21 protein-coding genes are annotated in these 21,555 nt (G+C 55.6%); 8 read left to right on the top strand and 13 right to left on the bottom strand.

Translation table 11 applies throughout. The features are described 5' to 3' along the window. Window position 1: 1 nt before the first annotated feature. The gene (locus Q1K31_RS07820; protein ID WP_300378484.1) at window positions 2-1,501 is read left to right on the top strand and encodes a Ppx/GppA family phosphatase; all 1,500 of its coding nucleotides are present in this window, start codon (window positions 2-4) and stop codon (window positions 1,499-1,501) included. Between the two features lie 19 nt (window positions 1,502-1,520). Here Q1K31_RS07820 and rnd read toward each other — a convergent pair whose 3' ends face one another. Then, window positions 1,521-2,693, bottom strand: a complete 1,173-nt coding sequence (gene rnd / locus Q1K31_RS07825; RefSeq protein WP_300378486.1) for a ribonuclease D — start codon at window positions 2,691-2,693, stop codon at window positions 1,521-1,523. Window positions 2,694-2,785: 92 nt separating this feature from the next. Here rnd and aspS point away from each other — a divergent pair, with 92 nt between their 5' ends. Beyond that, complete coding sequence (aspS, locus tag Q1K31_RS07830) at window positions 2,786-4,627, top strand: aspartate--tRNA ligase (protein ID WP_300378488.1); 1,842 nt, start codon at window positions 2,786-2,788, stop codon at window positions 4,625-4,627. 45 nt (window positions 4,628-4,672) lie between these two features. Here aspS and Q1K31_RS07835 read toward each other — a convergent pair whose 3' ends face one another. The 3 genes from Q1K31_RS07835 to Q1K31_RS07845 all read right to left on the bottom strand — a co-directional run bounded on the left by Q1K31_RS07835 (window position 4,673) and on the right by Q1K31_RS07845 (window position 8,362). After that, on the bottom strand, window positions 4,673-5,428 hold the full coding sequence (locus Q1K31_RS07835) for a pentapeptide repeat-containing protein (RefSeq protein ID WP_300378490.1): 756 nt from the start codon (window positions 5,426-5,428) through the stop codon (window positions 4,673-4,675). Window positions 5,429-5,530: 102 nt separating this feature from the next. Continuing rightward, window positions 5,531-6,016, bottom strand: coding sequence for a pentapeptide repeat-containing protein (locus Q1K31_RS07840; RefSeq protein ID WP_300378492.1), 486 nt, complete (start codon window positions 6,014-6,016; stop codon window positions 5,531-5,533). Between the two features lie 69 nt (window positions 6,017-6,085). Continuing rightward, on the bottom strand, window positions 6,086-8,362 hold the full coding sequence (locus Q1K31_RS07845) for a hypothetical protein (RefSeq protein ID WP_300378494.1): 2,277 nt from the start codon (window positions 8,360-8,362) through the stop codon (window positions 6,086-6,088). A 168-nt stretch (window positions 8,363-8,530) separates the two neighbouring features. Here Q1K31_RS07845 and Q1K31_RS07850 point away from each other — a divergent pair, with 168 nt between their 5' ends. From Q1K31_RS07850 to Q1K31_RS07860, 3 genes are read left to right on the top strand one after another with little or no spacing between them, the layout of a single operon-like run. Beyond that, on the top strand, window positions 8,531-8,923 hold the full coding sequence (locus Q1K31_RS07850; RefSeq protein ID WP_300378496.1) for an NADH:ubiquinone oxidoreductase subunit NDUFA12: 393 nt from the start codon (window positions 8,531-8,533) through the stop codon (window positions 8,921-8,923). Then, entirely contained in the window at window positions 8,916-9,620 is a 705-nt protein-coding gene (locus Q1K31_RS07855; protein ID WP_300378498.1) for an MlaD family protein, read from the top strand. The genes Q1K31_RS07850 and Q1K31_RS07855 overlap by 8 nt, the downstream gene beginning before the upstream one ends. Further along, the gene (locus tag Q1K31_RS07860; protein ID WP_300378500.1) at window positions 9,617-10,255 is read left to right on the top strand and encodes a DUF2155 domain-containing protein; all 639 of its coding nucleotides are present in this window, start codon (window positions 9,617-9,619) and stop codon (window positions 10,253-10,255) included. The genes Q1K31_RS07855 and Q1K31_RS07860 overlap by 4 nt, the downstream gene beginning before the upstream one ends. On the opposite strand, the gene aat is transcribed toward Q1K31_RS07860, so the two are convergent. The 4 genes from aat to Q1K31_RS07880 are packed head-to-tail and all read right to left on the bottom strand — an operon-like array spanning window position 10,180 to window position 13,157. Next, a complete protein-coding gene (gene aat / locus Q1K31_RS07865; RefSeq protein WP_300378502.1) occupies window positions 10,180-10,848 on the bottom strand; it encodes a leucyl/phenylalanyl-tRNA--protein transferase in 669 nt (222 codons plus the stop codon). The two genes, Q1K31_RS07860 and aat, sit on opposite strands and share 76 nt — an antisense overlap. A gap of 31 nt (window positions 10,849-10,879) precedes the next feature. Further along, the gene (gene accC, locus Q1K31_RS07870) at window positions 10,880-12,220 is read right to left on the bottom strand and encodes an acetyl-CoA carboxylase biotin carboxylase subunit (RefSeq protein WP_300378504.1); all 1,341 of its coding nucleotides are present in this window, start codon (window positions 12,218-12,220) and stop codon (window positions 10,880-10,882) included. A gap of 10 nt (window positions 12,221-12,230) precedes the next feature. After that, window positions 12,231-12,713, bottom strand: coding sequence for an acetyl-CoA carboxylase biotin carboxyl carrier protein (gene accB / locus Q1K31_RS07875; RefSeq protein ID WP_300378506.1), 483 nt, complete (start codon window positions 12,711-12,713; stop codon window positions 12,231-12,233). A 12-nt stretch (window positions 12,714-12,725) separates the two neighbouring features. Further along, window positions 12,726-13,157: a type II 3-dehydroquinate dehydratase gene (locus Q1K31_RS07880; RefSeq protein WP_300378508.1), complete on the bottom strand. Its 432-nt coding sequence runs from the start codon at window positions 13,155-13,157 to the stop codon at window positions 12,726-12,728. Between the two features lie 65 nt (window positions 13,158-13,222). On the opposite strand from Q1K31_RS07880, the gene thiS reads away from it, so the two are divergent. Next, window positions 13,223-13,423 carry a sulfur carrier protein ThiS gene (gene thiS / locus Q1K31_RS07885; RefSeq protein WP_300378510.1) on the top strand — a complete coding sequence of 67 codons (201 nt, stop codon included), beginning with the start codon at window positions 13,223-13,225 and terminating at the stop codon, window positions 13,421-13,423. Window positions 13,424-13,443: 20 nt separating this feature from the next. Beyond that, window positions 13,444-14,214: a thiazole synthase gene (locus Q1K31_RS07890; RefSeq protein WP_300378512.1), complete on the top strand. Its 771-nt coding sequence runs from the start codon at window positions 13,444-13,446 to the stop codon at window positions 14,212-14,214. 14 nt (window positions 14,215-14,228) lie between these two features. On the opposite strand, the gene Q1K31_RS07895 is transcribed toward Q1K31_RS07890, so the two are convergent. From Q1K31_RS07895 to Q1K31_RS07915, 5 genes are all read right to left on the bottom strand, one after another. Further along, window positions 14,229-14,978 carry a thioredoxin domain-containing protein gene (locus tag Q1K31_RS07895; protein WP_300378514.1) on the bottom strand — a complete coding sequence of 250 codons (750 nt, stop codon included), beginning with the start codon at window positions 14,976-14,978 and terminating at the stop codon, window positions 14,229-14,231. 114 nt (window positions 14,979-15,092) lie between these two features. Next, window positions 15,093-16,454, bottom strand: a complete 1,362-nt coding sequence (locus Q1K31_RS07900; RefSeq protein WP_300378516.1) for a M48 family metalloprotease — start codon at window positions 16,452-16,454, stop codon at window positions 15,093-15,095. An 84-nt stretch (window positions 16,455-16,538) separates the two neighbouring features. Further along, window positions 16,539-17,555: an ABC transporter ATP-binding protein gene (locus tag Q1K31_RS07905; protein ID WP_300378518.1), complete on the bottom strand. Its 1,017-nt coding sequence runs from the start codon at window positions 17,553-17,555 to the stop codon at window positions 16,539-16,541. Next, window positions 17,552-19,120 (bottom strand): iron ABC transporter permease, encoded by a 1,569-nt coding sequence (locus Q1K31_RS07910; protein ID WP_300378520.1) that lies wholly within the window; start codon window positions 19,118-19,120, stop codon window positions 17,552-17,554. Before Q1K31_RS07910 ends, Q1K31_RS07905 begins: the two co-directional genes overlap by 4 nt. A 71-nt stretch (window positions 19,121-19,191) precedes the next feature. Further along, on the bottom strand, window positions 19,192-20,283 hold the full coding sequence (locus Q1K31_RS07915; RefSeq protein ID WP_300378522.1) for an extracellular solute-binding protein: 1,092 nt from the start codon (window positions 20,281-20,283) through the stop codon (window positions 19,192-19,194). Window positions 20,284-20,413: 130 nt separating this feature from the next. On the opposite strand from Q1K31_RS07915, the gene Q1K31_RS07920 reads away from it, so the two are divergent. Next, window positions 20,414-21,511, top strand: a complete 1,098-nt coding sequence (locus tag Q1K31_RS07920; protein ID WP_300378524.1) for an FAD-dependent oxidoreductase — start codon at window positions 20,414-20,416, stop codon at window positions 21,509-21,511. Window positions 21,512-21,555 lie beyond the last annotated feature (44 nt).

Consider the following 21,555-nt stretch of genomic DNA (forward strand, 5'->3'; position numbering starts at 1 on the left):
TATGCTACCAGCGCTAAGACCGCAAAAATCGGCGGTTGTTGACATCGGTTCGAACTCGGTGCGCTTGGTGATCTATGAAGTGACAGGCGCATCTGCCCTGCCATACTTCAACGAGAAGGTTCTGGCCGGACTTGGCAGAGGCCTTCCGGAGACAGGTAAGCTTTCGCCGGAAGGTGTGCAGCAGGCACTCGCGGCGCTGCGCCGGTTTCGTGCGATCCTGAAAGGGCTTGAGGTCAGCGAAGTTATTGCCGTCGCAACCGCCGCCGTGCGCGAAGCAAGTGATGGGCAGGACTTTGCACGCCAGGCTGCTGCCGAGCTCGGTGCGCGGCTGCAAATTCTATCTGGTAGCGATGAGGGAAGGTTATCCGCGCTTGGCGTGCAGGTCGGTTTCAACGAGGCCGAAGGGATTGTGGGGGACCTTGGGGGCTCCAGTCTCGAATTTCACAGACTTGGATCAGCGGTTCAAGAGACTGCTGGTGAGACCCATCCGCTGGGCCCTTTTTCACTGCCTATACCGGATGATGCGAAGCCTGCCGAGCGGCGCAAGGCGATAAGAAAGGCGCTGAAGGGTTCCGAGTTACTGCGCTCAGGTGGCCGCCGGTTATATGCCGTTGGTGGTTCCTGGCGGGCGATTGCAAGTGTGCATATTGAACTCACCGCCTATCCACTCGGAATATTGCACGGTTACCGTATGGATGGTCAGGCTTTGCGCTACGCCGTGCGCGAAATTGTTTCCGTGCAGCGCGACAAGGATATGGCACAAAGGATTTCTTCGCTTGTCGGGCGTCGTTACGACACTCTCATCCACGCCGCACTGGTGCTCGACGAGGCCTTTGACATGGGAAACTTCAAAGAGGTGGTTGTCTCTGCGAATGGGCTGCGAGAAGGCGTCCTGTTTGACCAGCAGGGCAGGACACTCTTTGATAGTCCGGACTGGCTTCCTGGCGATCCTCTGTTTGATGGTCTGGTTGCCTATTTGCGCTTGGACACATCCCAGTACCAGTTTGGTGAAGCTCTCTATGAATTTGTGAGGCCGGTTCTTCCGAAATCGGTCTCTCGCGAGCGCCTATTTCGAGCGGCCTGCCTCGCTGCAGACTGTGGCGGGCGATACCATCCAGACCATCGTGCGGATATGGCCTTTTATCTGATCTTGCGTTCGCCCGTGCGATGTCTGAGTCATCACGACCGTGTCTTGCTCGCTCATGCCATAGGTGCTCGGTACACACATAAATTCCGTCGACCAAAAGCGTTTGCACGACTGGGGCGCGATTCTGATGAGCAGGTGGCGCGTATAATGGGCGCAGCCATGCGGTTGGGCGCTGTTTTTTCAGGCCGTTCTGCGGCTCTGATGAAACAGGCAAGGTTGCGGACAACCAAGTCGAAACTCATTCTGGAAGTCAGCCCGGAAAATGCCGATATGATATCTGCGACAGTCGAGAAGCGGTTGTCACAACTTGCCTCATTCATGAACCTGGATGCCCAGGTCGCGATAGAAGCGTAAATGACGGTATTAGCTGACGCTAGGTCTTCGGCTCGAAAAGACGCACTTGGCCATTTTCAAATGAAAGTGCGAGTTTTCCGGTGAGGAGTGCATGCGCTTTCTTGCCGAAAATTTCATTTCGCCAGCCTGTAAATGCAGCAATGTCCTCTGATGTTTCACCGCGAGCGATACGCTCAATATCTGCCGCATTCGCAATCAAGCGTGGGACGACATTATTGTCATCGCTGACGGCCTTGAGAAGGACTTTCAGCATTTCTGGCGCGCCAGCCGGGGTTTGCGGATTTTGCTGGCGCTTGGGCAGGCGTGGTGCGTAAGCTTCCGGATCAGCTGCCGCCGCTTCAACGGTTTCTGTTAGACCGTTGGCTGTCCTGGAACGTATAAAGCCTTTCGGGACGGCGCGCAGGCGATCAAAGTGCTCTTCTGACTTTGGTTTCTGGTCAGCAATTTCCTGAACGGCTTCGTCCTTGAGAATACGCCGCCGGGGCCGATCGAGCGCTTGTGCCTGACGCTCACGCCATTCAGCGACCGCTGCGAAGACGGCAAGATAGTCCTTGTGCGTCTTGCGAAATTTCAGTCTCTGCCAGGCATTCTTCGGGTCGTTGTCGTAAAGAGCAGGATCAGTAAGCTCCTGCATCTCGCTGGCGACCCAGTCCGTGCGGTCAAGCGCGCTCAACTCATCGCGCATCCATTGATAGGCATCACGCAGATGGGTGACATCCCCAAGGGCGTATTTGAGTTGCTTGTCTGACAATGGACGACGCTTCCAGTCGGTGAACTGGCTCGACTTGTCGATATGCCGTTTCAGAACGCGCTGGATAAGGTTGTCGTAGGAAATGGAATCACCAAGCCCCAGGGCCATTGCGGCTACCTGTGTGTCGAAAATTGGAGCAGGGGGCTTGCCCATGAGCCGTGTAAATATTTCCATGTCCTGACGTGCAGCGTGAAAAACCTTGATACGCGATGTATCCGCCAAGAGGTCCAGGAATGGCTGCAGATCGATTCCGTCGGCTTTCGGGTCTATCAATCCCTCAACACCGGGCGCTGAAGCCTGGATGAGACAGAGTTCCGGCCAGAAGGTCGTTTCCCGATGAAATTCGGTATCAACACAGATAAAATCACCTTCGGAGAGGGATTTGCAGAACTTTTTCAGTTCTTCCTGCTCTGTAATCGGTGTCAGCGTCTTGTCAGTCATGGCGCGCACGCGTATCGCATCCGCAGAACAAAGGCGAGAGGCGGCTTGCGAAAAGCTTGATCCTCCTACAGACAAATCCTCGGAGCGAGAGAATGCATGCATACCGCTCGCATACTTGCGGTGAGCTGACCAAGGCTCAAACTGGCGAACGTGTGAAACTGTCCGGCTGGCTACACAGACGGCGTGAACATCCCAATGCACTATTTATTGATTTGCGTGATCATTATGGCGTTACTCAGGTCGTCGTATATCCCAGTGCCAGCTTTTATGAAGAAGCCAAGCGCGCCACGGCCGAGAGCGTCCTGACGATCGAAGGCGAGGTGATTGCCCGGGAGGCCGATCAGGTGAATCCTGAGTTGACGACGGGCGAGATTGAAGTCCCTGCGACAGAGCTCAAGGTCGAAAGCCTGGCTGCAAAGCTACCGCTGCCAGTGTTCGGTGAGCCAGAGTATCCGGAAGATGTTCGCCTGCGGCACCGCTATCTCGACCTGCGTCGTGAAACCTTGCATGCCAATATGGTATTGCGCAGCGATGTCATCACTTCGCTGCGTCGGCGCATGGTCGCGCAAGGCTTTACCGAGTATCAGACGCCGATTTTGACAGCCTCCTCACCTGAGGGCGCACGTGACTTCCTCGTGCCATCGCGGCTGCATCCGGGTGAATTCTACGCGCTGCCTCAGGCGCCGCAGCAATTCAAGCAGTTGCTGATGATTTCCGGCTTCGACCGCTATTTCCAGATCGCGCCGTGTTTCCGCGATGAGGACGCACGTGCAGACCGGTCTCCTGGTGAGTTCTACCAGCTCGATATTGAGATGAGCTTTGTCGAGCAGGATGATGTCTTTAATGCCATCGAGCCCGTCATGCGCGGTGTCTTCGAGGAATTTGCCGACTGGCATGGCAAGAACCGCACGATGCCGGACGGGCCGTTCCCGCGTATTCCCTATGCTGAGGCAATGGCGAAGTATGGATCCGACAAGCCGGACCTGCGAAATCCGCTCGAACTGGCTGATGTTACCGACTTCTTCAAGGATGATAGCAAAACCGGTTTCGGCATCTTTGCCAAGATCATCGCCGGTGGAGGCAAGGTCATCGCGGTGCCTGCCCCAAAGTCGGCGGCGGAGAAATCCCGCAAGTTCTTCGACGACATGGACAAGTGGGCGAAGAAGGAAATGCAGGCGCCGGGCCTTGGTTATGCGCGTCTCAAGGAAGCCGATAATGGCGGTGTCGACAGCCAGGATCCGGTGCTGAAAAATTTTGAGCCGGGACATCTAGCGGGCCTGCTCGAATATCTTGGGCTGGGCGCGGGCGATGGCATCTTCTTCTCAGCAGGCAAGTACACAGACGCCTATAAGCTGGCTGGCGCGGCCCGTGACAAGGTTGGTGAGGAGCTTGGCCTGATCGAGCAGGGCATCTTCCGTTTCTGCTGGATTGTCGATTTCCCGATGTATGAGTGGGACGAAGACAACAAGAAGGTCGATTTCTCGCACAATCCGTTCTCCATGCCCCAAGGTGGGCTGGAAGCGCTGGAGCAGGCCGACACGGTCGAGAAGCAGCTCGACCTCAAGGCTTTCCAGTATGATATCGTCTGTAATGGCATCGAGCTGTCATCCGGCGCGATCCGGAACCACCGTCCGGACATCATGCTCAAGGCGTTTGATCTTGCTGGTTATGGTTCTGAGGTTGTGGAAGAGGAATTCGGCGGCATGCTGAATGCCTTCCGCTACGGGGCCCCGCCGCATGGCGGTATCGCGCCTGGTGTCGACCGTATCGTCATGCTGCTCGCAGATGCGACAAATATCCGGGATGTGACCCTGTTCCCGATGAACCAGCAGGCTCGTGACCTGATGATGGGAGCGCCTTCGCCGGTTGACGAGAAGCAGCTGCGGGAACTCAATATCCGTCTTGCTCCACAGGTGAAGAAGGAACAGGGCTAGACAAAGGAAGGATGGGTATCTCTTCCGGGACTCATCCTGACTGGCCTATCGTGTGCTAACGATCTGTGTCTCTTCACGGGCGGAGCAGGCCTCAAGGCTTATGCCTTTAGGCACAAGGTCTAGAGAGCCTATGCAAGCTCCGTCGAAAGTGGCGCTTTCCAGTCCGGTTGCGCCGCTAAAATCGACATCTACAAGCTGAACCTTGGAAAAGTTCGCGCCAACAAGGTTTGCGCCCTTGAAGGATGTTCCAACGATGACGGCATTACTGAAATGAGCACCTTTCAGGTCTGCTTTATCAAAAATGGCGACTGACAGGTTGGCACCGGAAAAATCAGCTCCAGCTGCATAGGTATCGGACAAGTTGGTCCCTTTCACCGTAGCCCCGTTCAGTTTTGCCCGGCGAAGTCTCGCTCCTGTCATATTGGCCGAGGTAAGATTGCAATTAATCAGGCTTGCCCTGTCAAATCGTGCGCCTGACATACGTGCTTCGGAAAAGCCTGAACCATCAAGAACTGCTTGCCGAAAGTCGGTTCCTTTCGCAGTGGCACTTGAGAAATTCACGTTGTGAGCACGTGTCCCGCGCAGCAATGCAGAAGAAATGTCCGCCTTTGGGTAATTGGCATTCGAGATGTCCCATCCCGACATGTTGCGACCGCGCAGATCACACCCTTCACAAGAACCACCATACGAGGGCGCCCAGGAAACGCGCATGGACTTGTCCTGCGCCTGAGCGGCACCACTCATGAGGCTCGTGATCGCTACGGATATCGCCAGTAATATGCTGCGCTTAGTACTGAACATGCTTCAATGATAGTGCTGCAGAATTGCCTGACGAAATAAAATCACTGTAACAACTGCAAACTCTCACTAGATGTGACGAATACGCCTCAGCGAAGATTTGTGTTAGCAGACTGGAATTGTCATGCCTTTGGGAAGGCGTGTAGAGTCATCTCCACAGGCCTTGTTCAATTGAGATTGGGTCATGCCCTTTGCAATCGAGAAGTCAGCTCCGGAGGCGTTGGCGCCGGTCAGGTCCGCGCCTTCAAGGTTGGAGTTACCGAAATAGGTGCCGACCAGTGCCGCATTCTGGAAATTAGCGTTTTTGAAGCTCGACCTGTTAAAGCGCGTGCCGAACAGGTTTGCTACAGAGAGGTTTGTGCCTGAGAAGTCCCAGCCGTCGAATGTTGAAAGTTGCAAATCGGCCTGGCGCAGCCGCGCGCCTGAAACATCAATCTTGTCGAGATCCATGTAGGCGAGGTCCGCCTGGAACAGATTACAGCCTGTGCACGACTGGCCATTCTGGACAGCTGCAATCTCTGATGCATTCTGGGCCAGCGCAGGTATAGGTGTGATAAGTATGGCAGATGCGGTTACGAGTTGTTTCAACATGATACATCCGATCGTACGAGACTGTTTGTTGATCAGGACATCGCAAACTACCTGCCATTGTTGCCGGGATCATCTGAAAACGGTTTCGGAGCTGGTTTCCTCGCCACAGGTTTCACAGTGAACTGTATCCTCGCCGGGAAGCGCAGTAAGGGTAAAACTTGCGCAGTTTGGACAGGGCTGTGAAAGGTACTCTGGTTCAACAGCTTCATCGCTGTCAGCTTCTTCATCACCGTTTGTCGCATCTTCCCGTTCAGCGCGTTTCCTGTCGAGTATAACGATATTGTCCGGCAGTTGTCCGCGGGAAAAACCGCGGGAGATAAACTGTACAGCTTCTTCAGGGAGAGGCTGAGGGTCCTGGCGAGTGCCATCCTGCAGCCCGCGCCCAAGTCCGTCATGACTGACATCTTCCGCCAGTTCCGCGAGATCTTCCCGGGCCAGATAGGAAATGGCGAGCTCACGGAATATGTAATCGAGGATGGAGGTTGCCTTGGTGATCCGGTCATTCCCTGTAACTTCGCCGGCCGGCTCAAAACGCGTGAACACGAAAGCATCGACATATTCGTCCAGCGGGACGCCATATTGAAGTCCGAGGGACACTGCGATCGCGAAATTATTCATAAGGGAACGGAATGCAGCTCCCTCCTTATGCATGTCGATGAATATCTCGCCGAGCTCTCCATCGTCGAATTCACCGGTGTGGAGGTATACTTTGTGGCCACCAACCGTGGCTTTTTGAATATAGCCCTTGCGGCGGTCCGGCAGCCGTGTGCGTTGAACGGCCGTGACGGGCTGGGATGGCGAAAAAGCGGCCTTAATTTCGGGAGCGTCGCTTTCGGCAATAAGTTCTTCCGCGAGAGAACGGATAGACTCCATACGATCAGCCGCAATGACATCTCCTGCACTGCCGTCAGGGCGCAGATAGACTGAAAGGCCTTCCACGATTGCAGCTTCAGTCGATGCTGTGGACCAGTCGCTGGCGTCGACAAGGGCCGGTACTTTCAGCTCTTGTCCGATGAGACGGGCCATTTCCAGTGGAAAGGATTCGGTCTCTGGCAGGAGTCGTCCAAGCTTCTCTATTGCGGCCTTTACGGTCGTCTCCCCCAGCCCGTTGATAGCAGTATCGAGGGCTTGTACGGCCTCTGCCGACAACCCGATTGCACGCAACAAGGCTCTGCCATCGGTATCGAATGCTTCTGGCGGCAGCTTGAGATCATTGATGATTACGTCATCGCCCAGGACCCAGCGGGAAAAAGCTCCCGAAAGAGGAAGTCCTTCCCTTAGAGCATTAGTCAGGCGCGACATGGCCTCGTCTGAAAAACCGCGGCTACGTAAAAGGTCGCGGCTCAGGCCGGGCAGGGAATCAATATCACCGACTTCTTCCAGCGCCGCTTCCACAGTTTCAAGATCATCGGGCCGGTTAGACAGCATCTGGCGCACAGGAAGACTTAAATGGACCGTGCCGTCATCATCTCCGGCCGTCAGGGCGCAATAGCCAGACAAGCCCTCGCTAGCGGGTGAGAAGCCGTAAGTGATGTTGGGCAGGTATGGTGCGATAACCGGCCGTGCGCGGCTAACGGTTTCAAAGCTTGTCTCCGGAGAAAGACCGAGATTAACGGCGTCATCATCTGACAGAGGGTTGCCTGCCGTGATGCTGGTCACCGCCTTTAGAAGTGATGCTGCACGTCCCTGGATATCATTCGGCCCTTGTGGTGCGAGCGCCAGAGCACCCGCTGCTATCCCATGAAGGAGTAGATAGACCGGGGCGTCGCCTTCAGCGCTTTGACATGCAGCACGGATTGTATCGCCGAGCAGGCGTGCTTCCAGTCCATTTTCGGTAATAAAGGTACTGATATCCATCGCGATGGCGGGCGATTCCGAGGGCGCGGTATCTTCGCCAACCAGAACAGCAACACCAATTTTACGGGCTTGCAGGACAAGTTCACGACAAGTGGCATGATCTTTTAGCGGCACCCTCACAGTCAGAGGAGCCATATCTGTCATGGCATTCAATCTCAGCTGTTTCTCAAGGCCGGGAAAACCGTTGGGGTGAGTGAGCCCTGCTTCAACAAGTGGCTCAGGCAGGCCTGACACCATGGCTTCTGCAAGCTCGGCGTTTTGCGGTGCAGGACCCAGCTGTTCGACCAGGTCTGCCATTCCGATTGTTGTGCGCCTGGCTAGATCGATACTTTGCTGGCTTTCTATTGCGGCGAGAAGGCGATCCTGTGAATTGCTGTCCTCCGAAGAGGAGGCAACAGGAGCGAGTTGCGCAAATGGCAGAATAGGGGTGATGCGCCCGGCTTCGATCGCTGCATCCAGCAAAGCGCTTGGGTTTTTCTGGCGGCTCATGGCTGATCCCTCAATCTTCGTATCTGTCGATACCGTCCAATTTATCCCCGCGACAAGATGAGCCGCAGGCTTGACGGGCAGGTTCAGATATTGTGAGCCGTAGCCTAGCTGGATTCGCGTCCAGGCTTGCTCCATATTCCAGTGCACAGGAAGTTTCAGGATTCGGCTATGATCAAGCAGATCTTTACATGGTGGAACAGTGTAACCTTCGGGGCCTGGTTCGACATAACGCGGCGGAGCGAACTCGTCGGGACTGATGAGTACGGCAACAAGTATTATCAGGACCGGAAGGTATCACTGGAAGGGCGCCATCGTCGCTATGTGATTTATAAGGGCCTGGCCGAGCCCTCGAAAGTGCCTTCCGACTGGTTCGGTTGGCTTCATCACACCCTCGAGACTCCGCCGACGGAGACCCCTCTAAACCGCCGCGACTGGGAAAGTGACCATAAACCGAACATGACCGGAACCATGTTTGCCTACCGTCCGGATGGTTCCTTGAAGGAATCAGGCCAGCGTCAGCGTGCTGATGCCGATTATGAGGCGTGGACCCCAGATGCGTGAATCAATATTTGAAACCGTTATCGGTGCTGCCGTAGTTGCTGTTGCTGGGCTCTTTCTCTGGTTTGCCCTGGCCCGTGGCGGGGATGCTGCGTCGGCTCCTTCCGGCAGTGTTGAACTAGGTGCGCGTTTCAGCAGTGTCAGCGGCGTAGAGCGCGGCACAGACGTTCGCATGGCTGGTGTGAAGGTTGGGACGGTCCGGGCGATTGAGTTGAATGTCGAGCGCGCTGAAGCACTCGTTACCATGGCGGTATCAAAGGACCTCATGCCACTTCAGGATGGCACGTCTGCCCGTATCCAGACAGAAGGTCTGCTTGGCGGAAATTATATTAACCTCGAACCTGGGCCGGGGTTTGGAGAGATTGCATCCTGCGGCCCGGATCAGGAGCTTTTTGGCGGCTCAGGCTGTGGCGAAATCCTTTATACACAGGGCAGTGTGGACCTGTTGACGCTGTTTGCTTCTTTTGCAAACGGGAACGGTGAAGATTCTGACGCTGCTGGTGGTGATAGTTCGGGAAGCTCTTCTGCCAGTAGTGGTGAAACGGACGGCTATAGCGATCCGTCTGATGATGAGACCAGTGACGAGCCAACTGATAGTCCGTCGCAGGAAGAGACAGATAGCGACACAGAATCGTCTGAATCATCAACTTCATTCGGAGAGCCTTACCCGGGTACGGCGTCTTCGGGAGATGATCAGTGAATTTATCGAGAGTTTTATGGGTAGCTACACTTCTGGCAGTGTCAGCACCTGATGTAGCTGCACAGCTTGAGACGATCGAGGAGGCCGACCAGTCGGGAGAGGTGCAGGAGAATGAACCTTCGGTGCTTCTGGAGCCTGGCGAGGAGAGCGAAGAAGACGAGGGCAGGACCTACACTGAGGAAAAAACGGCCACCTTGCGGGCCCTCGACAAAATAACAGGTCGCTCAACTGACTTTGAAATCGAAGTCGGTGAACCAGTTGTATATGGTGCTCTCAAAATCGGCCTTGAGGTCTGCTTTCAAACCCCACCGGAAGAGCCGCCGGAAAGTGCTGCCTTTCTGAAGATTGTCACCACTGAGAACATCAGAATGCAGTCGGTGACGGAGCCACGCCTGGCGAGCGAGCTGGAAAGCGTAAGCGATGACAATATCGATGCTATCGCGCTTGCTGACGCTGAAGCGGGACAGGAGCAAGCGAACGGTGTAGCGGACAATGAATTGCTCTTTTCAGGCTGGATGTTTGCATCTTCCCCGGGGCTGAGTGCTCTGGAGCACCCGGTTTATGATGTCTGGGTGATCAGATGTACTGAGCCTTCACCTGTTAGCCCATCCAGTCCGGGCAATCCAACTGAATAGAAATCCGCTTGTACCGCCAGCGCGCGATCAAGGTGTTTCATGAACTCGTTTTTCGGGATTTCTTCCAAACCGAATTGTTCAAGGTGCGGATTATGGAATTGCGCATCCATAAGTTCGAACCCGCCTGCAATGAGGCGGGCCACAAGGTGAACCAGCGCGATTTTTGACGCGTCAGTTGCACGTGAGAACATGCTCTCACCAAAGAAAGCACCGCCAAGAGCAACGCCGTATAGCCCGCCAACGAGGTGACCTTCCTGATCCCAGCATTCCACGGAATGTGCGTAGCCCTGTCTATGCAGGCTACCATATAGGTTAAGAATGGGCGCGTTGATCCAGGTCGTGGGACGGTCAGGTACTTCTTCCGCGCATGCTTCGATGACGCGATTGAAGGCGAGATCGACTGTGACCTCGAATGGCATCTGGCGGACAGTCCGTTTCAAGCGTTTAGGAATATGGAAGCCCTTGAGGGGCAATACCCCTCTTATCTCTGGCGAGATCAGGAACAGGTTCATGTCATAGCGGGAATCCGCCATGGGAAAGATGCCCTGACGATAGCAGTCCAGAAGCTTTTCAGTATCAAACCGCGCCGACATGTCTCTGTCCTGAAACGATGTCTTTATGAAACTATGACTTTGCGAGGAACCGTTCTAGCCAGTGTATATCATAGTTGCCGTCTACGACATCCTGGGCTTCTACCAGCTGCTGATGCAGGGGTAGGGTCGTTTCGATGCCCCCGACGACCATTTCATCAATGGCGCGCCGCAGGCGCATGATGCACTCATTGCGCGTCCGACCGTGCACGATGAGTTTGCCAATCAGGCTGTCATAGTGCGGTGGAATCCGGTAGCCGGCATAGGCTGCACTGTCGAGACGGACATCAGGCCCCCCCGGCGCGTGAAATTCCGTAATGGTGCCAGGCGAAGGCATGAAGGTTTGCGGATGCTCGGCATTGATCCGGCATTCGATCGCATGCCCGACAAGCATTACATCTTCCTGCGCAAAAGACAGCTTTTTTCCGTCTGCTATGCGGATTTGTTCACGCACAAGATCAATACCGGTAATCATTTCTGTAACCGGATGCTCGACCTGAAGACGTGTGTTCATCTCGATGAAATAGAAGTTCCCGTCCTCGTACAGGAATTCCATAGTTCCGGCGCCGAGATAGCCGAGTTTTTTGACGGCCTTGGCAACAATCGTACCGATTTCCTCACGCTGGGCTTGGTTAAGGGCAGGCGACGGCGCTTCCTCAAATACTTTCTGGTGACGGCGCTGGAGCGAGCAATCGCGTTCCCAGAGATGAGCCACATTTCCGTGACTGTCAGCGATAACCTGGATTTCAATATGGCGCGGCGTCGTGAGATACTTCTCGAGGTAGACAGCATCGTCGCCGAACGCTGCCTTGGCTTCAGTCTTGGCAGTTCGAATTGCGTTTTCCAGCTCTTTTTCGGTCTTGGCGACCTTCATGCCGCGTCCGCCGCCGCCGGAGGCAGCTTTCACCAGAACCGGATAGCCAATCTTCTTGGCGATTTTTTTTGCTTCACTGGTACTTGTCACACCGCCATCCGAACCTGGCACACACGGTACGCCCGTCTCGATCATCGCTTGCTTTGCGGCAATCTTGTCGCCCATCGTGCGGATATGTTCGGCTTTCGGCCCGATGAACTTTATGTCGTGCGCCTCGACCATTTCAGCGAATTGCGCGTTTTCCGACAGGAAACCATACCCGGGATGGATCGCATCCGCATTGGTGATTTCGGCGGCGGCCAGGATACGTGATTTCTTGAGATAGCTCTCCGAAGAAGGCGCGGGCCCGATGCAGACACTTTCGTCCGCCAGGCGTACGGCCATGGCATCGCGATCAGCTTCGGAATGCACCACAACCGTGGAAATTCCCATTTCCTTGCAGGCCCGGTGGATGCGCAGGGCAATCTCGCCACGATTGGCGATCAGGACTTTCTCAATCATGTGACCGACCTCACTCGATGACGATCAGGGGTTCGCCGAACTCTACGGGCTGGGCATCGTCAACGATGATTTCCTTGACCGTGCCGGCGGCGGGCGCCTCGACAGGATTGAAGGTCTTCATGGCTTCCACCAGCATAAGCGTGTCGCCCTTTTTGACCTTGTCACCCACATTCACGAACGCCTTCGCGCCAGGTTCAGGAGAAAGATAGACCGTACCGACCATTGGGCTGGTGACGGCATTCTTGGCGGGAGCGGCAGCTGGCGCGCTCTCTTGCGCGGGCGCTGCCGTAGCTGGTGCAGGAGCAGCAGGCGCTGCTGGCGGGGGAGCCGCATATTGCACAGGGGGTGGCATATGGGACTCGGGCCCCGATTTGCTTACGCGGATGCGAAGCCCTTCGTGCTCGACTTCGACCTCACCCAGATCTGCGTCGCGCAAGATCGAGGCGAGTTCTCGTACTAGGCCAGTGTCGAGGCCATTTTTCGCCGTGCTCATGAGTAGATATCCTCAAGCTGTCATTCTTATCGCGGCATCAAGTGCAAAGTGATAACCGCGTGCCCCCAGTCCTGCAATCGTTGCAGCTGCCGCCGGGGCCACATAGTTTGTTTGCCGGAAGGCCTCTCTACCCGCCGGATTGGACAGGTGAACCTCAATGATGGGCACTGTGCAAGCACGTAGAGCATCATGCAGCGCAATAGAAGTATGGGTGTAGGCGCCAGCATTAAGAATAAGTGCCGCCCCCTCCCGCGAGGCTTCCTGAACCCAGGTAACAAGTTCACCTTCAAAATTAGTCTGACGAAAATCGATTCTGCGATCTGCCGCTGTCTCTATTAGCGAATCACGGATGTCATCCAGCGTTTCATGGCCATAAATTTCAGGCTCACGTGTACCCAGGAGGTTGAGATTGGGCCCGTTCAATACATAAATCGGCTTTGTCATGGCGAAGTTCTTGCGCTTGTTCTGTTGGCAAGGCAAGGCATAGACCAGTCATGGAGGCGCAGGTTATGCAGGTTTTTGTCAACGGAGATCCTTTTGAAATCAAGGATGGCGCTGTCGTCAACGATCTTGTCAGGGCGCTCACGGATGACCCGCGCGGTATCGCCATAGAACTCAACCGGGAAATCGTCCCGAAATCGAAACATGCCGAGACATCGTTGAACGATGGCGATCGTCTTGAAGTCGTCCAGTTTGTAGGCGGCGGCTGAACCACTCAGGATATTTAAAGATGACTGATAAGCTCATCATTGCCGGACGTGAATTTACCTCGCGTCTTATCATCGGCACTGGCAAATATGCTTCCTATGCCCAGAATGCTGAAGCGGCCAAAGCCGCTGGCGCTGAGATGGTTACTGTTGCATTGCGTCGCGTGAACTGGTCGGACCCTGACCAGGATCGGCTTCAGGATCATGTGTCCCCGGACAAGTACAGCTACCTGCCCAATACAGCAGGATGTTTCACGGCTGATGAAGCTGTGCGTACCCTGCGTCTTGCGCGTGAAGCCGGCGGCTGGGACCTGGTGAAGCTCGAAGTCCTATCGGATCAGAAGACGCTCTATCCAGACATGGAAGAGACACTGACAGCTGCCAAAGCGCTCATCGCTGACGGGTTTGAGGTCATGGTATACTGTTCGGATGATCCTGTTTATGCGAAGAAACTCGAAGAGGCGGGCTGCTGCGCGATCATGCCGCTCGGTTCGCTCATCGGGTCCGGACTTGGAATCCAGAACCCCTTGAATATCCGTCTCATTGTCGAGCAGGCGCGTGTCCCAGTCATCGTCGATGCGGGGGTTGGAACGGCTTCGGATGCGGCTATGGCCATGGAGCTCGGTTGCGACGGTGTCCTCATGAACACCGCGATCGCTGAAGCCAAGGATCCAGTGCGCATGGCGCGCGCCATGAAACACGCCATACTGGCGGGCCGCGAAGCCTATCTTGCCGGACGTATGGGCCGTAAACGCTACGCAGACCCTTCGTCGCCACTAGGTGGGCTCATCTAGGCCCGGACAACAGGTTAGCCATTATCTGAAAGTTCAGCTTCTATGAACTCGACAACTTTTCCCTGATTGGCGCCGGAAACCATGTTCTCACCAATGAAGTAAGCTGGCGTACCGTCGACACCGATACTGCGGGCAAGGCTCTTATTGTCTGCGACGACTTTCCTCAGCTCTACAGAATCCATGTCTTCGCGCATCTGTGCGACGTCGACCCCGGCCCGTTCAGCTGCACCGTCAATATCATCCGGTTCGAAGCCGGTGGAATTATCCATTTCCATGAGCTCGCGGTGCATTTCGGTATATTTACCCTGATTGCCGGCTGCGAGCGCGGCAAGGGCGGCTTTCTCGCTTTCAGGTGAAAGGATCGGGAATTCCTTGAAGATGACACGCACATTGCCATCATACTTTTCTGGTAATCCCGTCGTCCATTCCATCGAGCGTTTACAGAAGCCACAACGATAATCGAAAAATTCAACGACGGTTACTTCAGCATCGTCTGGGCCGATCGAATAATCATTGCTGCTATTATAGATGGAGTCGAGGTTCGACTTGATGGCGTCGCGCTTGGCGGCCTGGTCGCGCTGATCTGCCTTCTTCGAGAGCTTTATCAGGGCTTCCTCGATCACCTCGGGGTTTTCAACGATATAATCGTGTACGATCTCTTCGATCTCTTCCCGCTCAAGGGCTCTTCCCGCATCCTCCTGAGCGCAAGCAGGTACAAGCGCGGTGGCTGCGACCATCATTGAAAACATGGCAAAGCGAGACATGGTGACTCCTGAAAACGGGTGTCTATGGATAGATGTTACCTAGAGGCTAAAGATTGATGTTGCATCAATGCCGACTGCGTTAGCTGTTTACATTCATGTGAGCAGCCCGTGAGGCTAGCGGCGTCGGCGCCAATATTTCTCATTCTCTGGCAGGGCTGGATCAGTAACATTGCGGATGTCAGCGGCTCGTCGCGCCTCTGATGAGCCTGTGGGGAGGTCTTGCAACGCACGGCCAGCAAAGATGTAGGCGCGTTGATAGTCGCCGATATGGAATGCCGATTCTGCAGTGGCAAGTTCAGCTTCTTCCGTGCGGTCCTGTTTTTGAAGAGCAATCGCCAGTTGGGACCAGGCAAAGGAATTGTCCGGCTCCTTGATGATGGCATCGCGAAGCGCTTCCTCACCAGCTTTCAAGTCCCCCTCGTCAGCTCGGGCGATAACTGAACGTGCATAGTTGATAAGAAGAAGAGGGTGGCCGGGCAGGTATTCCAGAGACTTCGCATGAGGGTCGACAGATTCTGCTGGTCGCCCCATTTCGAACAGGGCTTGCCCCTTCAGCTCCCAGTAATAGGGGTTGTCCGGATACTCCTCGAGCAGAGAATCGACCTCTTTCAAGGTTCCAGTGAGGTCTGCTGACTGCATTGAAGCAATAGCACGGGCATAGCGGGCCGCCTCGCTGTTATCATCGCGTGGATACTCCTGGTAAACGCGAGCCAGTGGCTCTAGGAAGCCGACAAGTTTTGCCTGCATGAGGTCAAACTGGCGCTGGGTTTCTGGAGTGGGTTCCTTGTCCATCAACCCGGTTTCCTGAGCGAGCTGGCGGGTCGTGCGTATCCGGTTTGATGCAAGAGGATGAGAGCGGAAATACTGAAAACGTCGCGCTTCGGAGAGCACTTCCTGATAGCGGTATTTCTCGAAGAAACTGACAAGCCCGGCGGGCGACCAGCCAAGCTCTTCAAGATAGGAAACCGCTGCGGCATCAGCACTGGCTTCTTCGGCGCGTGTGTGAACAAAGAAGTTCAGCGCCGCAAACTGCTGTGAACTGGCGATCAGGGCCGCTCCAGCATCCCCGGCACCGGCTGCAATGGCCAGTACGCCGAGCCCGATTGAAACCAGGGCAGGGCGCGATGCAACCTCGGCCGCACGCGCTCGGGAAATCGTATGGCCGCAAGCGATGTGGCAAGTTTCGTGTGCAATAACCCCTTTGATCTGACCGGGTGTCTCTGCCGCGATTAACAGCCCGCTGTGAAGGTGGATGTTCTGGCCGTTGGCAACGAAGGCGTTGAGCTCGGGGTCGTTGATGATGTGAAGTCCGACCTCATCGGGATTCAGTCCTGCGACCTCTAGAATCGGGTCGGTCCATTGACGCAGTGTATTCTCGATTTCCGCGTCCCGGATAAGGCTTTGCGCCGAGACTGTCATCGCCATCACTATTGCTGTGAGTGTGGCGCCAATGAATTTTGTAAGGGAAAATGACATGGCCTGCCTGATTGTTTTGGTGCCATGACAGTAAAGAAAGATTGCGGCGATGGCGAGACGTCCCTGTACGAGCTAACTGAAATGTCAGACAGGATCTGGTGGCAGGCTGAAGACGAAGTCCGGAACCAGGCTTACATTCACTGTCTCCCCGGGTGCGGGCCTGCGTGCACCGAGGTCAGCACCGTGGAGTACAGCATGACCGTTCAGCTTCAGCTCGACTTCGATAACTGTTGATGTCCTTCGCGACGAGATAACTTCCATTGGGTGTCCGTCAGATGCATTGAACCGAATGGCTTCAGGGCGAATGCAATATGTTTCGGCTTCCGGCAGCTGGCCCAGCCATTCGGTTGGCAAATCCTCGCGATTGACAGGCTGCAAAGGCCCCAGAGCACGCGCCACGCCAAGGGATGTCGGCTTCAGGTAGAGTGTTTCGGGCGTATCTTCCTGCAGGATGACACCATCACGCATGACGGCGATCCTGTCTGCATCACGCATGGCCTCAGATGCATCATGCGTCACAAGCAGAGCCGGAATGCCAGCCTCGGAGACCGCCGCAAGCGCGATATCCCGGACTTCTTTTTTCAGGGTCACGTCAAGACCGGAGAAAGGTTCGTCCATAAGAATGGCGACGGGGTTAGCAGCAAGGGCGCGCGCAATTGAGACGCGCTGCTGCTCGCCGCCTGACAGTTGGTGAGGGTAGGCTCTGGACCGGTGTGACAGGCCGAGACGTTCAAGCCACTCGGCGGCCCGCTTACGCCGTTCCGCTCTTCCAAGCTGGGACAGTCCAAAACCGACATTATCGCGCGCGTTCAAGTGCGGAAACAATGCGAAATCCTGAAAGATCAGGCCAATGGAGCGGCCTTCCGCGGGCAGGTGCGTCGTATTCGAGGACAGGGTTTTATCACCTAGCCGGATCTCGCCAGTATCAACGGGCTCCAGTCCCGCGAACAGTCGAAGCAGGGTGGATTTTCCTGCACCAGACTGACCAAGCAAAGCCGTTATCTTGCCCGGTTCAAGTGTCAGTGACGCATCGTTCACGACAGCGAGACCGTCATAGATGCGCGATACACCGACAGCGTGGAGGGGAAGGTGTTCACTCATCCGCCAGCCCTCGATTCCCCGGCGCGTGTAAGTTGGAGCGAGAGAAGGATCACAGGCAAGAGTCCGGCAGCGGTAATCATCAGGGATGGCAACGTGGCCGCCGCTAGGCGTTCATCGCTGGCATAAGCATGTGCCTGTACCGCGAGAGTGTCCCAGTTGAAAGGGCGCAGCATCAGGGTGGCAGGCAGTTCCTTCAGCATCTCCACAAACAGGATGATTGAGGCCGCAGCTGCGCCTGACATGGCGACCGGCAAGTCGACACGTACCAGACGCTGGAACCTGTTTGCACCGAGGCTACGAGCAGCATTTCCGAGGCTGGCTGGCGCACGTGAGAAAGCTGCATTCAAAGGTTCCGCGCCTGCGGCCGTAAACCGACTAGCATAAATCCAGACAAGGAAAACTAGGGCGGCAGGCCCTGCAACGGATAGCCCGCTCCAGGACAGGATGAAGAGCGCGCCGAGGGCGAGCACAATGCCGGGTGCCGCATACCCCGCGCCCGCGGCAAGTCGGCCGATGATCTGGCTGAACCGGTTCTGTCGTGAACTGATGACGACGGTAACAGCAAGCAAGAAGGCCAAGGCTGAGCCGGCGAAGGCGAGCGTAAGTGAATTGAAGAAGGGCCGCCACATGGCTTTTTGGCCTATACCCGTTTCCATGCTGATCCATACCAGCCGGCTGACAGGAAAAATGAAGGCGAGAAGGAGAATGGCGGTGCATCCGACGGTCACAATAAGTCCTGACCGTCGCCCAAGTGTCTGGCGTTTTGGCGTACGCCAGCGTGTGGCTGTTTGCTGGATGGTGCCGCGTCCGCGCGCCTGACGCTCTATAAGCTGCAGACCGAAAGCGATGAGAATGAGCAGGAAGGCAAGCCGGGCGGCGACGGCTGGCTCGCTAAAACTGTGCCAGGCCCGGAAAATGCCAACGCTAAGTGTCTGTACCCCGAGATAGCTCGCAGCCCCATAGTCTGCGGCTGTTTCCATGAGGGCGAGTGCCAGTCCAGCAAATATCGCCGGACGGGCCGCAGGGAGGGCAACGCGAATAAAAATACGAAATGGCGAGGCTCCGAGACTGCGTGCAGCCTCCATTGTGCAGAGCGAAAGGTTCGTGAATGCCGCGCGCGCTGTGAGATAGGCATAAGGATACAGTGCACAAGCCATGACGAATGACAGGCCAGGAATGCTGTAAAGGCTGGGAAACCAGTAGTCTCGTGCGGACAGGCCGGTGATGTCCCTGAGGGCCGACTGGAGCGGGCCACCAACTTCCATGATGTCAGCCCAGGCATAGGCAAGTACATAGCCTGGTGCAGCTAACGGCAGAATCAGCGCCCATTCGAAGATGCTGCGTCCGGGAAAGTCGAACAGGCTGACAAACCAGGCTGAAGGTACCGCGAAAAGCAGGACCAGTGCAGTTGTCAGCGCCAGCACGCCGAGTGTTGCAAGCGTATAACCTGCCAGCTGTGTTGACACGATGTGTGTCCAAGCCTGCCCACCCCCGCCGATCAAGCCAGTCGTCAGTGCGGCAATAACCGGCGCACCGATCAACAGCGCCGCCACGAGCGTTGTCATGGCGGCGGGACTAAGCCTGAGGCTAGGAAGGCGGGGCGCAACGCGCTGCTGCATGGGCCTGAGCTTTACACCTAATTCCAGCCTGCGTCGTCAAAGGTCCTCTGTGCCTGCGACTGATGTTCCCCAAAAGCACTTAGACGTGTGTTGCTTTCGCCGATTTGCGGAATTCGCTCAAGTCCTTGCGGACGTTTGGCATCAGGATTGACCGGAATTTCCTTGGTTTCCGTAACGAGCCGGGCCTGCCCTTCTGGTGATAGCAGAAACTCGATAAACTCAAGCGCGAGGTCTGTATTCTGCGACGGGCCGGCCAAAGCGACCCCGGTGATGTTTACATGCGGGCTTGTGCCTTCTCCAAAGTCGGGAAAGACGAGCTCAGTCGAATTCGCTGCATCACTGGCTGCTGCGGAACTGCTTTCTGCCATGCGCACCCAGTAATAATGATTGGTGATGGCTACGCCGCAAAGGCCTGCTGCCACAGCCTCGATCTGGTCAGTGTCACCGCCTTGAGGTTGGCGGGCCATATTATTGACGACACCCTCGGCCCAGGCTTGGGCCTCTTCCTGGCCCCAACGCTCAATCATTTCTCCCATAAGGGAAAGATTGTAGATATTGGTTGAGGAGCGCACGCATATCTCACCTTCAAGTGCTGGATCACTCAGGTCTTTCCAGTGATCCACCTGATCTGCCGAGATACGTTCGGGGTCATACGCTATCCCGCGCACACGTCTCGCAAGACCAACCCATTGGCGCTCATCATCAAGTAGCCTTTCTGGAATTCGTTCTTCGAATTCGCCTTCAGGCAATGCCTGTGTCAGTCCGGCATCTTCGAAGCGCCATAAGGCTCCTGCATCAGAGGCGATGATCAGGTCGGCCGGCGTGCTTTCACCTTCGGCTTTCATAGTCTCAAGAAGCTGATTGGCACTTGCTTCACGGTAAAGGACGCGGATGCCAGTCTGGTCTTCAAAGGCTTCATACATCAGCCTGTCGGAATCGTAGTGACGGGCGGAATAGACTCGAAGCGTACCGTTTGAGCCGGGGGCGATAGCAGCTTTCTCTGCGCTATTCTCTGAGGCGGATTTTGAGGACGACGGCGTTGATGGCGAACAGGCCGCAACCAGTCCGGCAGCGGCACAAATGGAAATTTTTAGCAGGGTATGGGACATAGGCAGCCTTAATCACAAATGAGAAGCAATCTCAACTAGCTAGTGTGAGTTTGTCCAAATGGGAAGGTGATCTGTTTTTGCAAGAAGGTGCGTGCTGTTCAATCGGCGGGGTATCGCCTAGATATCCATCATGACCAGACGGGTTGAAACCAAGCATATGGAAAGGGGCCGCATCGCAATCGCCGGAGCTGGTATTGTCGGCCTTGCCTGTGCGTTTGAGCTCTATCGTCGCGGTCACGAGATTACGCTTTTCGATGCTGCTAGTCCTACGGAGTCAACAAGTTGGGCAGCGGCTGGAATGATTGCTCCGGCTTATGAAGTCATGTTGCATAGGGGCGGTGCCAAGACCCCGCTTGCCCGGTTCTGCTTTGAAAGTGCCGCGCTCTGGCCAGAATTCGCTGAAGCATTAAGAGTGGAGACGGGCATACCCTTCGGATATGCGCGGGCACCTACCTTGGCTATCGCGCGAAACGACAAGGAAGCAGATCGGCTCGTAACTCTCAAAAAATCTCTGATTGCTGCCGGTCATATCTGTCATTGGAGGCATGGCCAAGCATTACCTGGTTCATTAGGAGCTTCATCCGAAGTACAGGCCGCGCTTGAATTACCGGATGATCACCAGGTTGATAACCGGCACTTGATCCACGCATTACGCTCACTCTGTGATTCCGAGTCCTTTCGGTTCGTACGGGCGGTGGTGAATACACAAGAAGAGATGGAGCGCTATGCCGGAAACAGCTTCGATGCGATCATCTGGGCGCGAGGAGCACACGAAGTCGGCATTGATTCTATTGTAAAAGGGCAGGCGCTGGCCCTCTATCCGGTCGCCGGAGTGCCTGAGCAGGTCCTTCGCTTCGGTGCAGGATATATTGTACCAAAACCGGATCGTGTCATCATCGGCGCGACCAGCGAAGAGACTTACTCGCATACCGGAGTTTCTCAGAAGGCCACGAAGGCGCTGTTTGAAGAGGCGGTGGCCATCTTACCCATACTTTCGAAGGCAAAGATCATGGAGGTGTGGACAGGGCTGCGCCCCAGGCGGGGAAATGGAGTGCCTTTGATCGGGTCGATAGGCGAAAATGAGTATGTGGCCGCAGGCTTACATCGAAATGGCGTCCTGCTCGCTCCTGCTACAGCCAGGCGTGTTGCCGACCTGGTGGAAGGAAAACCTTCTGCCATCGATGCAGAGGCTTTTGCGCCTTCGGGAAATATGGACGCGACGGCATGACGCTAGCCCAGCGGCATGCTGGAATTGTAAATAAGAATAGCCTA

Origin of the sequence: Henriciella sp. (assembly GCF_029936995.1) — a bacterium.
GTDB lineage: Bacteria > Pseudomonadota > Alphaproteobacteria > Caulobacterales > Hyphomonadaceae > Henriciella.

Excerpts from the sequence above, each read along its gene's own strand:
- Q1K31_RS07855 (WP_300378498.1), top strand. The coding sequence starts at position 8,916 with ATGCGTGAATCAATATTTGAAACCGTTATCGGTGCTGCCGTAGTTGCT.
- Q1K31_RS07890 (WP_300378512.1), top strand. The coding sequence starts at position 13,444 with ATGACTGATAAGCTCATCATTGCCGGACGTGAATTTACCTCGCGTCTT.
- Q1K31_RS07835 (WP_300378490.1), bottom strand. The coding sequence starts at position 5,428 with ATGTTCAGTACTAAGCGCAGCATATTACTGGCGATATCCGTAGCGATC.
- thiS (WP_300378510.1), top strand. The coding sequence starts at position 13,223 with ATGCAGGTTTTTGTCAACGGAGATCCTTTTGAAATCAAGGATGGCGCT.
- accC (WP_300378504.1), bottom strand. The coding sequence starts at position 12,220 with ATGATTGAGAAAGTCCTGATCGCCAATCGTGGCGAGATTGCCCTGCGC.
- Q1K31_RS07820 (WP_300378484.1), top strand. The coding sequence starts at position 2 with ATGCTACCAGCGCTAAGACCGCAAAAATCGGCGGTTGTTGACATCGGT.
- aat (WP_300378502.1), bottom strand. The coding sequence starts at position 10,848 with ATGTCGGCGCGGTTTGATACTGAAAAGCTTCTGGACTGCTATCGTCAG.
- Q1K31_RS07880 (WP_300378508.1), bottom strand. The coding sequence starts at position 13,157 with ATGACAAAGCCGATTTATGTATTGAACGGGCCCAATCTCAACCTCCTG.
- Q1K31_RS07850 (WP_300378496.1), top strand. The coding sequence starts at position 8,531 with ATGATCAAGCAGATCTTTACATGGTGGAACAGTGTAACCTTCGGGGCC.
- Q1K31_RS07905 (WP_300378518.1), bottom strand. The coding sequence starts at position 17,555 with ATGAGTGAACACCTTCCCCTCCACGCTGTCGGTGTATCGCGCATCTAT.
- Q1K31_RS07900 (WP_300378516.1), bottom strand. The coding sequence starts at position 16,454 with ATGTCATTTTCCCTTACAAAATTCATTGGCGCCACACTCACAGCAATA.
- Q1K31_RS07915 (WP_300378522.1), bottom strand. The coding sequence starts at position 20,283 with ATGTCCCATACCCTGCTAAAAATTTCCATTTGTGCCGCTGCCGGACTG.
- rnd (WP_300378486.1), bottom strand. The coding sequence starts at position 2,693 with ATGACTGACAAGACGCTGACACCGATTACAGAGCAGGAAGAACTGAAA.
- Q1K31_RS07920 (WP_300378524.1), top strand. The coding sequence starts at position 20,414 with ATGACCAGACGGGTTGAAACCAAGCATATGGAAAGGGGCCGCATCGCA.
- aspS (WP_300378488.1), top strand. The coding sequence starts at position 2,786 with ATGCATGCATACCGCTCGCATACTTGCGGTGAGCTGACCAAGGCTCAA.
- Q1K31_RS07910 (WP_300378520.1), bottom strand. The coding sequence starts at position 19,120 with ATGACAACGCTCGTGGCGGCGCTGTTGATCGGTGCGCCGGTTATTGCC.
- Q1K31_RS07845 (WP_300378494.1), bottom strand. The coding sequence starts at position 8,362 with ATGAGCCGCCAGAAAAACCCAAGCGCTTTGCTGGATGCAGCGATCGAA.
- Q1K31_RS07840 (WP_300378492.1), bottom strand. The coding sequence starts at position 6,016 with ATGTTGAAACAACTCGTAACCGCATCTGCCATACTTATCACACCTATA.
- accB (WP_300378506.1), bottom strand. The coding sequence starts at position 12,713 with ATGAGCACGGCGAAAAATGGCCTCGACACTGGCCTAGTACGAGAACTC.
- Q1K31_RS07895 (WP_300378514.1), bottom strand. The coding sequence starts at position 14,978 with ATGTCTCGCTTTGCCATGTTTTCAATGATGGTCGCAGCCACCGCGCTT.